Origin of the sequence: Neohoeflea coraliihabitans, from assembly GCF_019334345.1 — a bacterium.
In the GTDB taxonomy this organism is placed as follows: domain Bacteria; phylum Pseudomonadota; class Alphaproteobacteria; order Rhizobiales; family Rhizobiaceae; genus Pseudohoeflea; species Pseudohoeflea coraliihabitans.
In genome coordinates this window covers 915974-929249 of the sequence record NZ_JAHWQX010000002.1, presented here as the reverse complement: position 1 = coordinate 929249, position 13276 = coordinate 915974, and the positions used below count along the sequence as shown (strand labels likewise).

The following is a 13276-nucleotide window of genomic DNA, read 5'->3' as shown; positions in this document are numbered from 1 at the left end:
GCGGCCACCGCTCAGGCCCCTGCAGCGCCGGATTTAAGCCCGACGTCGACGCTGGCTGCCAATGTCGGACGGGCATAGGCAAAACGCAGCAAACCGTCTATAGAACCCGCCGATAGCTGCCACGGGCCGGATGGCCGGGGCGAATCTTGGCTGCTGCCGAATTGGAAAGTGCTTCTGGTGACGTTGTTGAAGTTCCGTGTTCGCAGAAATCGGCCGGTCGAACTCGAGACATTGCGGGAGATCATCGCGCGGATCATGCGCGAGACGGGCCGCAACTATGTCCGTCAGTACACCATTGCCATCATCAGCATGCTGGTGGTGGCCGCGACCACGGCTTTCACGGCGTGGATCATCGAGGATGTCGTCAACGAGGCCTTCGCCAACAAGAACGCCGATGTCGTCTGGATGATCTGCATTGCCGTTCTCCTCGCTTTTCTGGTCCGGGGCGCGGCGGCCTATGTGCAATCGGTGACGCTGGCCGCCGTCGGCAACTCGATAGTGGCGCATTACCAGCAGCGCCTGATCGATCATCTCGTCAGCCTGAACATGACGTGGTTCTCCACGACCCGCTCGGCGCAGATCGCCGCTCAGATCGCCCAGAATGTCGGCGGCGTGCGCGATGTGATGAATCTGACAGTGACCTCTCTTGCCCGCGACCTGATTACGCTTTTCGGCCTGATCATCGTCATGGTCATCAAGGAACCGGTGCTGTCGATGATGTCGGTGCTGATCGCGCCGCCGGTGGTACTCTCGCTGCGCTACATCGCCAAGCGGCTGCGCGGGGCGACGCGCCAGGCGGTGGAACTGAACACCCGCGTGCTTGGCGCCATGCAGGAAAGCGTCCAGGGGATCGCCATCGTCAAGGCCTTCACCATGGAGGAGCAGATCTCGGCGCGCACCGGCCAGTTGATCCGCGCCGCCGAGGAGCGCAACAACCGCATCGCCCGACTGTCCGAGCGGACATCGCCGCTGACCGAGTCGATTGCCGGCATTGCGATCTCCGGGGTCATCGCCTACGCCTCGTTCCAGACGATCTACGGCGACGAGTTGCCCGGAGCCACCTTTGCCTTCATCACCGCTCTGCTGCTCGCCTACGATCCGGCGCGCCGTCTCGCCCGGCTGCAGGTCAATCTCGAGCGCGCCGCAGTCAATGCGCGCATGCTCTACGAGATTCTCGATACCGAGCCGGGGCAGGCCGATCCGCCGGGGGCTGCCGACCTGGAGGTTGAGGCCGGCGGCATTGAGTTCGACAATGTCAGTTTTGCCTACCACGACGGCGAAAAGGTGCTGGACGGCGTCAGTTTTACCGTCGAGCCCGGCCGCATGACCGCCGTTGTCGGTCCCTCCGGAGCGGGCAAATCGACCTTGATCAATCTTCTGCCGCGCTTCTACGATGCGCAGGAGGGCCGCATCCTGATCGACGGTACCGACATCACCAGTGTCACCAAGCAGTCGCTGCGCAAGAATATCGCCTATGTCTCGCAGCAGCCCTATCTCTTCGAGGGCACCATCCGTGACAATATCCGCTATGGCCGCCCGGAGGTGACCGATGCCGAGATAGAAGAGGTGGCCCGCCTGGCGCAGGCGCATGACTTCATACTTGCGCAGCCCAATGGCTATGACACGCCGCTTGGTGAAAACGGCGCCAATCTTTCCGGCGGTCAGCGCCAGCGGCTTTCAATCGCGCGTGCCCTCGTGCGCGACGCCCCGATCCTGTTGCTCGACGAAGCCACATCGTCCCTCGACAACGAATCCGAGGCGCTGGTGCAACAGGCTCTGGAAACGGCGATGGAGGGACGTACAGTTCTTGTGATCGCGCACCGGCTGTCGACCATTTACCGGTCGCACATGATCGTGGTCATCGAGAATGGCAAGGTGGTGCAGACCGGGACGCACGAGGAACTTGCCGCTCGCGACGAGGGCGTCTATGCGAGACTCCAGAAATTGGCCGGCGACAACGCCGTTCCAGGTGAAACAGAAAGGGAGCCGGGTGCTCCGGAGAAGACCCTATGACTGAGAACGCCGGCAACATGGGACTGGTCGTCGTTGGCGCCGCCGGGCGCATGGGCCGGTCCCTGATCGAGACGATCGCGGCGATGGATGGCGTGTATCTCGCTGCTGCGCTTGAGCAGCCGGGGAGCGCCGCGCTTGGGTGCGATGCCGGCGAGCTGGCCGGCTTGCCGCGCAACGAGGTGCTCGTCACTGACGATGCCGCCACCGCCTTTGGCAAGGCTGAGGGTGTGGTCGATTTCACCGCGCCTCAGGCTTCGCTGAATTTTGCCGCACTGGCAGCCGAGGCCGGCATCGTCCATGTGCTTGGCACAACCGGGATGGGGCCGGACTGCGACGCACCCTTGCGCAGCGCCGCCGATCGCGCCTGCATCGTCAAATCGGGAAATATGAGCCTCGGCGTCAATCTTCTTTCCGAACTTGTCGAACAGGCCGCCCGGGCTTTGGCAGCCGCGGACTGGGACATCGAAGTGCTCGAGATGCACCACCGGCACAAGGTCGACGCACCGTCGGGCACCGCCCTGCTGCTCGGCGAGGCCGCTGCCGCGGGACGCGGGATCGCCCTGGCCGACCATGCCGTCCGCAGCCGCGATGGGCAGACCGGCGCACGCCCGGACCAGGCAATCGGCTTTGCCACCTTGCGGGGCGGCTCGGTTGTCGGCGAACACGAGGTTCTGTTTGCCGGCGAAGGTGAAATGATCGAACTCACCCATCGCGCGCTCGATCGCTCGATCTTTGCGCGCGGCGCCGTCAAGGCCGCGCTCTGGGGACGCGGCAAGTCGCCTGGCCTGTACTCGATGCGCGACGTCCTCGGCCTTTCGTCTCCACGCTAAACCGTCAAAGGAAACACCATGTCCGGCACTCTCGTTCTTGTCCGCCACGGGCAAAGTGAATGGAACCTGAAGAATCTGTTCACCGGCTGGCGCGATCCGGCATTGACCGAGAAGGGCATTGCCGAAGCCAGGACCGGGGCTGCCGCCTTGAAAGATCACGGTCTGACATTCGACATTGCCTTCACCTCCGTATTGACGCGTGCCCAGCACACGCTCGATCTCATCCTCGAAGATATTGGCCAGACGGGGCTTGAAACCATTCGCGACGAGGCTCTGAACGAGCGGGACTATGGGGATCTGTCCGGGCTGAACAAGGATGATGCCCGCGAGAAATGGGGTGAGGAGCAGGTGCACATCTGGCGCCGCTCCTATGATGTGCCGCCGCCCGGCGGCGAGAGCCTGAAGGACACCGGCGCACGCGTCTGGCCCTATTACATGACTGAAATCCTGCCACGCGTGCTTTCGGGAAAAACCGTTCTGGTCGCCGCGCATGGCAATTCGCTGCGCGCCCTGGTGATGGTCCTCGACCGGATGGGGCGCGATGAGATCACCTCGCTCAACCTCGCCACCGGCGTGCCGATGGTTTATCGCCTCAATGCGGATTCCACCGTGGCCGAAAAGACGGTCCTGGGAGACATGTCCGCCGCCCATTGACGCCGGGCACCATTGATCACCGGGGAGAGGCGGGCGCCGCACCCGGCGGCCGTCGGGCGCGCGACAATCAGCAGGCCTGCTGCGAGGCCGCGGCCACGCGGCCCGTTTCCCAGCCAAGCATGGCGCGCTTGCGCGTCAGCCCCCAGTGATAACCGGTCAATGCACCCGATTTTCCGAGGGCCCGGTGACACGGCACGACGAACGAGATCGGATTGCGGCCGATCGCTGCACCGACGGCGCGGGCCGCTTTCGGCTGGCCGATGCTGCGCGCCACATCGGCATAGCTTTGCGCCTGACCAAGCGGGATCTGCAGCAGGGCCTGCCACACCCGCACCTGAAAATCGGTGCCGATGAGCACGATCCTCAGCGGTTGATCGGCGCGCCAGTTTTCGGGTGCGAAGATCCGCGCGACATAGCCGGCGGTGGCCGCATGGTCATGCACCAGGCGCGCCGCCGGCCAACGCCGTGCCATGTCATCGAGCGCCGCATCCTCGCCGTCTGGATCGGCAAATCCGACGCCACAAAGGCCGCGCTCGGTAGCCATCACCAGCGCTGTGCCGAAGGGTGAGGGATGAAAGCCGTACTGAATTTGCAGCTGTGCGCCCCCGGATTTGAAGTCGCCGGGACTCATCGCTTCATGCGTGACGAATAGATCATGCAGGCGTCCCGGACCCGAAAGGCCCAGCTCGTGGCTCGCCTCCAGGAGCGGCAGGCGCTCTTCGCCGATCAGCCGGCGGGCGTGATCAAGCGTGACCGCCTGCAGAAACGCTTTCGGGGAGAGGCCAGCCCAGCGACTGAAGGTGCGTTGCAACTGCGCGGGGGCAATCTGCAGATCCGCGGCCAGTTCCTCGAGCGTCGGCTGACTGCGGTAATCAAGCGATATCCGCTCGATGACATGGCTGATAAGGGCGTAATCGTTCCCCTCGGGCGTAATCTCCTGGTCCAGTCGCAACGGGATCGTCATGGCGTTTCTCCTTCACGACCGAGACAACCATATTGATTCGCCCGCCGCCACCCGATTCCGGCACCGCAGAGAGCCCGGCACCGGGCGTTCGCGTTGCTATCGTCCATGCACCCGCGCCAGTGCCGATGAGAAGGCCGCGGCGAAGCTTTCCTTGTCTTCGGGATTGAGAAAGGCACCGATCGCCGTTCCGCCTTGATGCCGTTCTGACACCCGCATCGCAACGATCCCGATCTCCTCGTGCCGTTCCACTGAAAAGCGTGCCCAGAACGGATTGCAGCGAAAGGCGCTGCGCCGCCCGGAGGGTGTCAATTTCTCGACCAACACCTGGGTTGGCGAAACGCGAACATACTCACGCGCGCGTCCGGCGCGGCCGTTGAGCCAGAAGGCGCCATACAGGAGGACGAGGTCGAGGCCGAAGAATCCGGCCACCGGCCAGGCCCCGGCCGCGACAAAGACAACGAGGTGAAAAATCGTTACAGCGAAGGTGAGCACGACCAGCACCGCCAGACCGGCGCGGCCAAGCGAACGATAGGGGCTGAGGACGGCTTCGAACACGGGTTTGTCAGTCATGGCACGGCACCGATTGCAAAGCGGCTGGGGCAGAACGTATAGACAGAAGGATGGATAAGCCGACCTCAAAAAACAAGAGCAATAAGCCGGTTCGCGCAGTGCGCCCGCTTCGGCGCCCCCGCATCCCCTACACCCGGGCCGAAATTGCCGAGATCTTCCGTCGCTTCTCCGTGCAGAGGCCGGAGCCGAAGGGCGAGCTGGAACACGTCAACCCCTTCACACTCGTCGTCGCCGTGGCACTTTCCGCGCAAGCGACCGACGCCGGTGTCAATCGCGCCACGCGGGACCTCTTTGCCGTCGCTGACACTCCGGAAAAAATGCTGGCGCTCGGCGAGGACCGGGTGCGCGAGCACATCAAGACGATCGGTCTCTTTCGCAACAAGGCGAAGAACGTCATCGCCTTGTCGCGCAAGCTTGTTGATGAATTTGGTGGCCAGGTGCCGCGCAGCCGCGAGGAACTGGTCACTCTTCCCGGCGTCGGCCGCAAGACCGCCAATGTCGTCCTGTCCATGGCTTTCGGCATTCCAACCATCGCGGTCGACACCCATATTTTCCGTCTCGGCAATCGTCTGCGCCTGGCACCGGGAAAAACGCCGGACGAGGTCGAGGCGGCGTTTTTGCGGATCATCCCCGAGACCTATCTGTTTCACGCCCATCACTGGCTGATTCTGCACGGCCGATATGTCTGCAAGGCGCGCAAGCCCGATTGCGAACGCTGCATCATCGCCGATCTGTGCAAGTCAAAGGAAAAGACCACCGACATCCCGGCGCCGCTCACGCCCTTGCCGCCGCAGGAGATCGGCGGCTCTCAGGGCGCTGTCTGACAGAATGTTTTCACGCCGTGGGCAGCTGCGGCGGTGATGGATCGCCGGGCGGACGCGGCCGCCGTGCACCTTTGCCTCTGGTCGAAGCGGGCAGAGATTGGCGCGCCGTCATCTTGTAAAGATGCACCATCATCGCCGCTGCAAACATCGGCGTCAGCAAATTGAGCAGCGGCACCGACAGGAACGCGGCGATCACCATTCCCGCCAGGAACACGCGTACCCTGTGGCGCGAGCGCAAGGCCCGCGCTTCCGCCGGCGTGTGAAAGCGCATGGCCGCAAATTCGAAATATTCGCGCCCCAGCAGATAGCCATTGACGATGAAGAATGCCGCGATGTTGATCCCGGGCACCAGAAGAAGCAGCAACGCCAGCAGGTTGCCGACAATCACGACGAACAGAAACTTGAGGGATTGCACCAGTGCCGGTCCAAGCGGCATCGCCCGGCCGGGACTGTCCTCGGCGTAGTCGTTCCGTTCGATCACCTCGGCAACATCGTCAAGAAACAGCCCGGCGACAATCGCGGTGATCGGAGCAATCAGCATGCCGAGGCCGAGAGCAAGGCCAAGGCCGGCGATGATGGCCGCCAGTGTTCCGAGAAATCCGGCCCATGAGGGCAGGCCGGGGAGCAGCGCCTCGAGATAGGGCATCGCGAAATGCTCGAAACTGCTGCCAAGACCAAACCACAGGCCGATCAGGATCAGCACTGTAATACCGAGAGATTTCCACAGCGCCGAACGCGATGCGGGAGAGAAAAGATTGTTGGCGCCGCGTCGTGCCGCTTCAAGGATCATGGGGGTGCTCCGCTTGACCCTGTGCATGTGGGCGCAGCCTGGCCCGTTTTCAACGGCCATCCGTGTTCGGTCAGATCCTCAGAGGGCGCGCTGGTTGACGCGCTGCGAGAGGGCCTGTGCCGATTCCACACGCTCGGAATAGCGGTCTACCAGCGCCGCGGCCCTGCCGCGTACCATATAGGTGAATTTGACCAGCTCCTCGGTGACGTCGACAATCCGGTCATAGGCGCTGGAGGGCTTCATGCGATCGTGCTCGTCAAACTCCAGAAAGGCTTTCGGCACCGAGGACTGATTGGGAATCGTCACCATCCGCATCCAGCGGCCGAGCACGCGCAGCTGGTTGACCGCATTGAAGCTCTGGGAACCCCCGCTGACCTGCATGACCGCCAGCGTCTTGCCCTGGGTCGGCCGCACCGCCCCGACGGAAAGCGGGATCCAGTCGATCTGCGCTTTCATGATGCCGGTCATTGCGCCGTGCCGCTCTGGCGACACCCAGACCATGCCCTCTGCCCACATCGCCAGTTCGCGCAGTTCCTGCACCTTGGGATCGCGCGTATCGGCGTCATCCGGAAGGGGCAGGCCACTGGGATTGAACACCCGGGACTCGCAGCCGTGCCAATGCAAAAGCCGCTCTGCCTCGAGAGCCACCAGACGTGAGAAGGACCGCTGCCGCAGCGAGCCATAGAGCAACAGGATACGTGGCGCATGGTGCGGATCGCCGGCTGCGGTGTACAGAGATGGATCGACCGGCTGAAGCCGCTCTGGATCGATGTTCGGAAGATCATGCATGGGCGGTATAGGGTCTTTCGGTTGGCAATGAGGAGGATTTCCAGCGGTCTGGCACTGCCGTGTCCGCCAGGACATGCAGCGCCGTCTATTCGGCTGACAAAGAACATCCATCTATATATCAAGAAATTTAGAAATTAAAGACATCCTTTGGCGATCCCAGCTTTCTCCTTGCCCGGCGCCGCACCACAATTCCGCCATGATCGCGGCGCGTCAGAAAAACGCACGGACATGGCGTCCGCGTCTTGCCAGAACGGAAAGACCATGTCCGCCCTGCGGATCCGACCAGCGACACTCGATGACATTGATGGACTGTGTGATCTCGAGAGCCGGGCGTTTTCCAGTGACCGGATCTCGCGCCGCTCTTTTCGCGCGCTCCTCGGCCGCGGCACCGCCGAGACGCTGATTGCGGAAGACCACTCGGAACCGGCCATCGCCGGCTACGCCATGATCCTGTTCCGCAACGGCACGGGCATGGCGCGGTTGTACTCGCTGGCCGTCGATCCGGTCCGTACCGGCAAGGGAATAGGCGCGCAATTGCTCGCCGCCGCCGAAGAGGCTGCCTTTGCCCATGATCGTCTGTTTCTGCGCCTCGAGGTGCGAGAGGACAACAAGGCTGCCATCGCCCTGTACGCCGCGTCGCGCTATCGCCAGATCGGCCGCGTCGCCGACTATTACGCCGACGGCTGTGCCGCATTGCGCTTCGAAAAGGCGATCCGCGGCCATGCCGCGCTCTCGGGTGTCACCCCGCCTTTCTATGAGCAGAGCACGGACTTTACCTGTGGCGCCGCCTGCCTCTGCATGGCTTTCGGCCACTTCGCCTCCGGCAAATTTCTCGACCCGGTCTGGGAGGTGCGCTTCTGGCGCGAGGCAACTACGGTCTTCATGCTATCGGGGCCGGGCGGCTGCGAGCCCTATGGCCTTGCGGTGGTCGCCGCCGACCATGGTCTGCGCGCCGAAATCTGGTGCAGTGTCCGCCACTATTTGTTCCTGGAGACGGTGCGCGATCCCGAAAAGCGCCGTGTCATGGAACTGGCACAGCGGGATTTTCGCAACCGCGCCAAGGCCGCCGGTATCGTCGCACACCAGGCCACCCTCAGCCTTGCCGCCGTGCGCCGCCACCTGGCGGCCGGGCGTGTCGCCCTGGTTCTGGTCAGCGGCTATCTGATGATGGGGTCGAAAGTCCCGCACTGGGTGCTGGCCCATGCCGACGATGGCCGCCACATCATCCTGCATGATCCCTGGGTCGAGGCCGAACGCGGCGAAACCCCGGCCGACGTCACCAACATGCCGGTCCCCTATGCCATTTTCGAGCGCATCTCCCGCTTCGGGACCTCCGGGTTGCGCGCCACCGTTATCCTGGAAGGAACAACGGCCGATGTCTGATTGGATCATCCTCGCAAGCGCCGTCGCCGGTTTCGATCATGCGGCGACGCGCCACAAGGTGCTGTCCACCCGCGATTACCTCGCCGGGCCCGAATTGTTCTCCGGCAGCCGGCCGAACATCATCAACCTGTCGCGCTCCTATGCCTACCAGAGCCGCGGCTACTACGCCTCGCTGCTTGCCGCGGCGCGCGGCCAGCGGGTCATACCCTCCGTCGAGACAATCATCGACCTGTCACAGCGCAAACTCTATGAAAACGCCATCCCCGAACTGGAAGACAGCCTCAACAAGGGCCTCGGTGGCGAGGCGGCGACAGCCCCGCAAAGGCTGCGCTTTTATTTCGGCACCTCGCAAGATCGCCGTCTCGAGAAATTCGCCCGCCTGCTCTTCGACTGGTTCCGCGCCCCACTGCTTGAACTGACGCTGAGACCCGGGCCCTGGTGCGCCATCAAGCGCATTGCCTTGCAGCCGACGACCCGCCTGGACGCCGCGGAGCGGACGGCCTTCTTTGCCGCCATGGAGCGCTACACCGGCCGGCAGTGGCGCGAAGCCGTCTTGCGTGCGCCGGCGCGCTACAGTTTCGCCACCCTTGTGAATGCCGACGAGGAACTTCCGCCTTCCTCGATTGCCAGCCTCAAGCACTGGTCGCGGGTTGCGGCCCGTCTCGGTGTCGCCGTCGAGCCGATCGGCCGCAAGGATCTGCCTCGTCTCGCCAACTTCGATGCGCTGTTCATCCGCGAGACGACCTCGATTTCCAACCACACCTACCGTTTTGCCCGGCGCGCCCAGCAGGAAGGCATGCCGGTCATCGACGATCCCGTCTCGATGATCCGCTGCACCAACAAGGTGTATCTCGACGAATTGATGCGTGCCAACGCGATTCCGGTGCCCGAGACGGTGATGCTGATCGGCAACGGAGATCTGGAGCGCGCCGCCGATCAGATCGGTTTCCCGATGGTCGTCAAGGTGCCGGATTCGTCCTTTTCGCGTGGTGTGTCGAAGGTCTCCGACCGCCAGGAACTGACCCGGCTTGTTGATGACTGGCTGCGCGATTCCGATCTTCTGATCGCGCAGAAATACATGCCCACCAAATTTGATTGGCGCATCGGCGTGCTTGGTGGTGAGCCGCTGTTCGCCGTTCATTATCTGATGGCCAAGAAGCACTGGCAGATCGTCCGCCACGATCCTGGCGGGCGCCCGGTCGAAGGCGGCTTTCGCAGCGTCTCGCTGGCCGCGACGCCGCCGCAGGTTCTCGATGCCGGCCTGCGCGCTGCGCGCTGCATCGGCGACGGGCTTTATGGCGTCGATCTGAAGGAGACCGATGCCGGCGTATTTGTGATCGAGGTCAATGATAATCCCAATCTCGATCATGGTGTCGAGGATGCCGGCGAGAAGGATGAAGTCTGGATTCGGCTGACCCGCTGGTTCATCGACCGCCTCGCCAGTTGAACACCGCCCCGGTCTTTCACAGGCGTCGCAAAACCTCTATAGCCAGTCGGGCCAGGCGCCCCTGGCGCCGGTCTTTCGAGCGGTCCTTCACCAAGCCTCCTTGCTCCCGGCGGGACCAGGGCCAAAGCGACGCAAAACGGAATGCCAATGGCTACAGACATCGAGGACGGGCAGCGTTTTGACGAGGTCGTCGACCCGGATCGCCTGAAACAAGACCTTCACGCCATTGCCGCGCAGCATGGCGGCAACAGCCAGGAGGCGCGCCGCGCCGTACTCGCGCTGGTCAAGCAAACCGATACCGAAGGACGCGCCCGTGCCCGCGCCATGCTCGATGAAGACGGCAGTGGCCGGCTGTGCGCCATGCGCATATCCCATCTCGAAGACGTGGTGATCACTGCCCTGTTTGATTTCGCCACGACCCATGTCTATCGGGTGGAAAACCCCTCGACGTCCGAACGTATGGTGATCGCTGCCGTCGGCGGCTATGGCCGTGGCACCCTCGCTCCGGGCTCTGACATCGATCTGTTGTTCGTGCTGCCCTATCGCAAGACGCCGTGGACCGAGCAGGTGGTCGAATGGATGCTCTACATGCTCTGGGACATGGGGCAGAAGGTCGGCCATGCGACCCGCAACATCGATGAATGCCTGCGCCTGTCGCGCACCGACATGACGATCCGCACCGCCATTCTCGAGCTGCGCTTCATTTGCGGGGAATTGACCCTCTTCGATGAGCTTGCGAAGCGCTTCCGCAACGAGGTGGTCGAAGACACCGGCCCGGAATTCATCGCCGCCAAGCTGGCCGAGCGCGATGAGCGGCACAAGAAGATCGGAGACACGCGCTACCTGGTCGAACCGAACGTCAAGGAAGGCAAGGGCGGCCTGCGCGACCTGAACACCCTGTTCTGGATTGCCCGCTATTATTACCGCATTGGAGCCACCGCCGACCTGGTCGATATCGGCGTGCTGTCGCGGCGCGAGTACAATCTGTTCGCCAAGGCCGAGGACTTCCTGTGGGCGGTGCGCTGCCATATGCATTTTCTCGTCGGCAAGGCCGAAGAACGGCTGTCCTTCGATATTCAGCGCGACATCGCCAATGCCCTCGGCTATCAGGCCCATCCCGGCCTGTCCGCCGTCGAGCGCTTCATGAAGCACTATTTTCTCGTCGCCAAGGATGTCGGCGACCTGACCCGTATCCTCTGTGCCGGCCTTGAGGATCAGCAGGCCAAGCTGGCGCCGGGCCTTATCAACGGCGTGATCGGACGTTTTGCCGGCAAGCCGCGCCGTATCCCCGGTACGCTCGATTTCCTCGATGATCGCGGCCGCATCACGCTTGCCGACAAGGCGGTCTTCCGCAACGATCCGGTCAATCTGATCCGCCTGTTCCATCTCGCCGACCTGCGCGCACTGGACATTCACCCCGACACGCTGCGCCAGGTCACCCGCTCGCTCAAGCTGATCAACCCGGCACTGCGCGAGGACGAAGAGGCCAATCGCCTGTTCATGTCGATCCTGACCTCGCCGCGCGAGCCCGCCGACACGTTGCGCCGCATGAACGAGGCGGGCGTTCTCGGCCGCTTCATTCCCGAGTTCGGCAAGATCGTCGCCATGATGCAGTTCAACATGTACCACCACTTCACGGTGGACGAGCATCTGCTGCGCGCCGTCGGCGCCCTTTCCGCCATCGACAAGGGCAAGCAGTCTGACGAAATCCCGCTCGCCACAAAGCTGATGCCCGGCATCGCGCAGCGCGAGGTGCTGTACGTCGCCGTCCTGATCCATGATATTGCCAAGGGCCGTCCCGAAGACCATTCGATCGCCGGCGCCAAGGTTGCACGCAAACTGTGTCCGCGCTTCGGCATGTCGCCGATGGAAACGGAGTTGGTGGCCTGGCTTGTGCAGGAACACCTGACCATGTCGATGGTCGCCCAGACGCGTGATCTCAACGACCGCAAGACGATTGTTGATTTCGCCGATCGGGTTCAGACACTCGATCGCCTGAAGCTCCTGCTTATCCTTACCGTGTGTGATATCCGCGCCGTGGGACCCGGCGTCTGGAACGGGTGGAAGGGGCAATTGCTGCGCACCCTCTATTACGAGACGGAACTGGTGATTTCCGGCGGCTTTTCGGAAGCCTCGCGCAAGGAGCGCGTGCGCCAGTCACGCCTCCTGCTTCTCGAAGCGCTGTCCAAGGCCGGATGGAGCGAGCGTGAATGCAAATCCTACATCCGTCTGCCCTACGACAACTATCTTCTCTCGGTCTCGCATGACGATCAGGTGCGCCACGCCGAGTTCATCCGTGCCGCAGACCGTGCCGGCCGGCGGCTCGACTCGATGGTGCGCACGCACGCGTTTCATGCCATCACCGAGATCACCCTGTTGGCGCCCGACCATCCCCGCCTGCTGTCGATCATCGCCGGCGCCTGCGCTGCTGCCGGCGCCAATATCGCCGATGCACAGATCTACACGACACGCGACGGCCGCGCGCTCGATACCGTGCTGATCAACCGCGCGTTCAGCCGCGATGAAGATGAATTGCGCCGCGCCGGAGCAATTCGCCGGACGATCGAGGAGACGCTGATCGGCACGGCTTCGCTGCCCGACGAGATCGAGCGCAAGCGCACGGCACGTCGCAAGTCGAAGGCATTCCGGGTCAAGCCGCGCGTGACCATCTCCAACACTCTGTCCAACAAGCTGACCGTCATCGAGGTTGAATGTCTCGATCGCCCCGGCCTGTTGTCCGACATCACCTCGGTGCTTTCGGACCTGTCGCTGGATATCCTTTCCGCTCATATCACCACCTTTGGCGAGAAGGTCGTCGATTCCTTCTATGTCCGCGATTTGGTGGGCATGAAGATCACCAATGAAACGCGCCAGGCCAACATCATGGCGCGTGTCGCCGCGGTGCTGGCCGACAAGCAGGATGAGGCGCGCGACCGGATGCCGTCAGGCGTGATCGCCCCTACAGCCGAGATCCGTCGTCCGCGCCGTCCGCGTCGGTTGCGTCAGGCATGA

11 protein-coding genes are annotated in these 13276 nt (G+C 63.2%); 7 read left to right on the top strand and 4 right to left on the bottom strand.

Translation table 11 applies throughout. The features are described 5' to 3' along the window. The first annotated feature begins 186 nt into the window (after positions 1–186). The 3 genes from KY465_RS10310 to KY465_RS10300 are packed head-to-tail and all read left to right on the top strand — an operon-like array spanning position 187 to position 3497. Positions 187–2013, top strand: a complete 1827-nt coding sequence (locus KY465_RS10310; protein WP_219201773.1) for an ABC transporter ATP-binding protein — start codon at positions 187–189, stop codon at positions 2011–2013. Beyond that, on the top strand, positions 2010–2843 hold the full coding sequence (dapB, locus tag KY465_RS10305) for a 4-hydroxy-tetrahydrodipicolinate reductase (protein ID WP_255561556.1): 834 nt from the start codon (positions 2010–2012) through the stop codon (positions 2841–2843). The genes KY465_RS10310 and dapB overlap by 4 nt, the downstream gene beginning before the upstream one ends. Before the next feature lie 18 nt (positions 2844–2861). Continuing rightward, positions 2862–3497, top strand: a complete 636-nt coding sequence (locus KY465_RS10300) for a 2,3-bisphosphoglycerate-dependent phosphoglycerate mutase (protein ID WP_219201558.1) — start codon at positions 2862–2864, stop codon at positions 3495–3497. 67 nt (positions 3498–3564) lie between these two features. On the opposite strand, the gene KY465_RS10295 is transcribed toward KY465_RS10300, so the two are convergent. Both KY465_RS10295 and KY465_RS10290 read right to left on the bottom strand, forming a co-directional pair. Then, positions 3565–4461, bottom strand: coding sequence for a methylated-DNA--[protein]-cysteine S-methyltransferase (locus tag KY465_RS10295; protein ID WP_219201557.1), 897 nt, complete (start codon positions 4459–4461; stop codon positions 3565–3567). A 96-nt stretch (positions 4462–4557) separates the two neighbouring features. Then, entirely contained in the window at positions 4558–5031 is a 474-nt protein-coding gene (locus KY465_RS10290) for a DUF2244 domain-containing protein (protein WP_219201556.1), read from the bottom strand. 50 nt (positions 5032–5081) lie between these two features. On the opposite strand from KY465_RS10290, the gene nth reads away from it, so the two are divergent. After that, positions 5082–5855: an endonuclease III gene (gene nth / locus KY465_RS10285; RefSeq protein ID WP_219201555.1), complete on the top strand. Its 774-nt coding sequence runs from the start codon at positions 5082–5084 to the stop codon at positions 5853–5855. A gap of 10 nt (positions 5856–5865) precedes the next feature. Here the strand turns inward: nth and KY465_RS10280 are convergent, their stop codons facing one another. Together KY465_RS10280 and arsH are read right to left on the bottom strand one after the other, a co-directional pair. After that, on the bottom strand, positions 5866–6645 hold the full coding sequence (locus KY465_RS10280) for a sulfate transporter family protein (RefSeq protein WP_219201554.1): 780 nt from the start codon (positions 6643–6645) through the stop codon (positions 5866–5868). Positions 6646–6723: 78 nt separating this feature from the next. Continuing rightward, positions 6724–7434: an arsenical resistance protein ArsH gene (gene arsH, locus KY465_RS10275; RefSeq protein WP_219201553.1), complete on the bottom strand. Its 711-nt coding sequence runs from the start codon at positions 7432–7434 to the stop codon at positions 6724–6726. A 261-nt stretch (positions 7435–7695) separates the two neighbouring features. On the opposite strand from arsH, the gene KY465_RS10270 reads away from it, so the two are divergent. The 3 genes from KY465_RS10270 to KY465_RS10260 all read left to right on the top strand — a co-directional run bounded on the left by KY465_RS10270 (position 7696) and on the right by KY465_RS10260 (position 13276). Beyond that, the gene (locus KY465_RS10270; RefSeq protein WP_219201552.1) at positions 7696–8817 is read left to right on the top strand and encodes a GNAT family N-acetyltransferase/peptidase C39 family protein; all 1122 of its coding nucleotides are present in this window, start codon (positions 7696–7698) and stop codon (positions 8815–8817) included. Further along, a complete protein-coding gene (locus KY465_RS10265; RefSeq protein ID WP_219201551.1) occupies positions 8810–10264 on the top strand; it encodes a RimK family ATP-grasp domain-containing protein in 1455 nt (484 codons plus the stop codon). The genes KY465_RS10270 and KY465_RS10265 overlap by 8 nt, the downstream gene beginning before the upstream one ends. Positions 10265–10411: 147 nt before the next feature. Beyond that, entirely contained in the window at positions 10412–13276 is a 2865-nt protein-coding gene (locus KY465_RS10260) for a [protein-PII] uridylyltransferase (RefSeq protein ID WP_428982975.1), read from the top strand.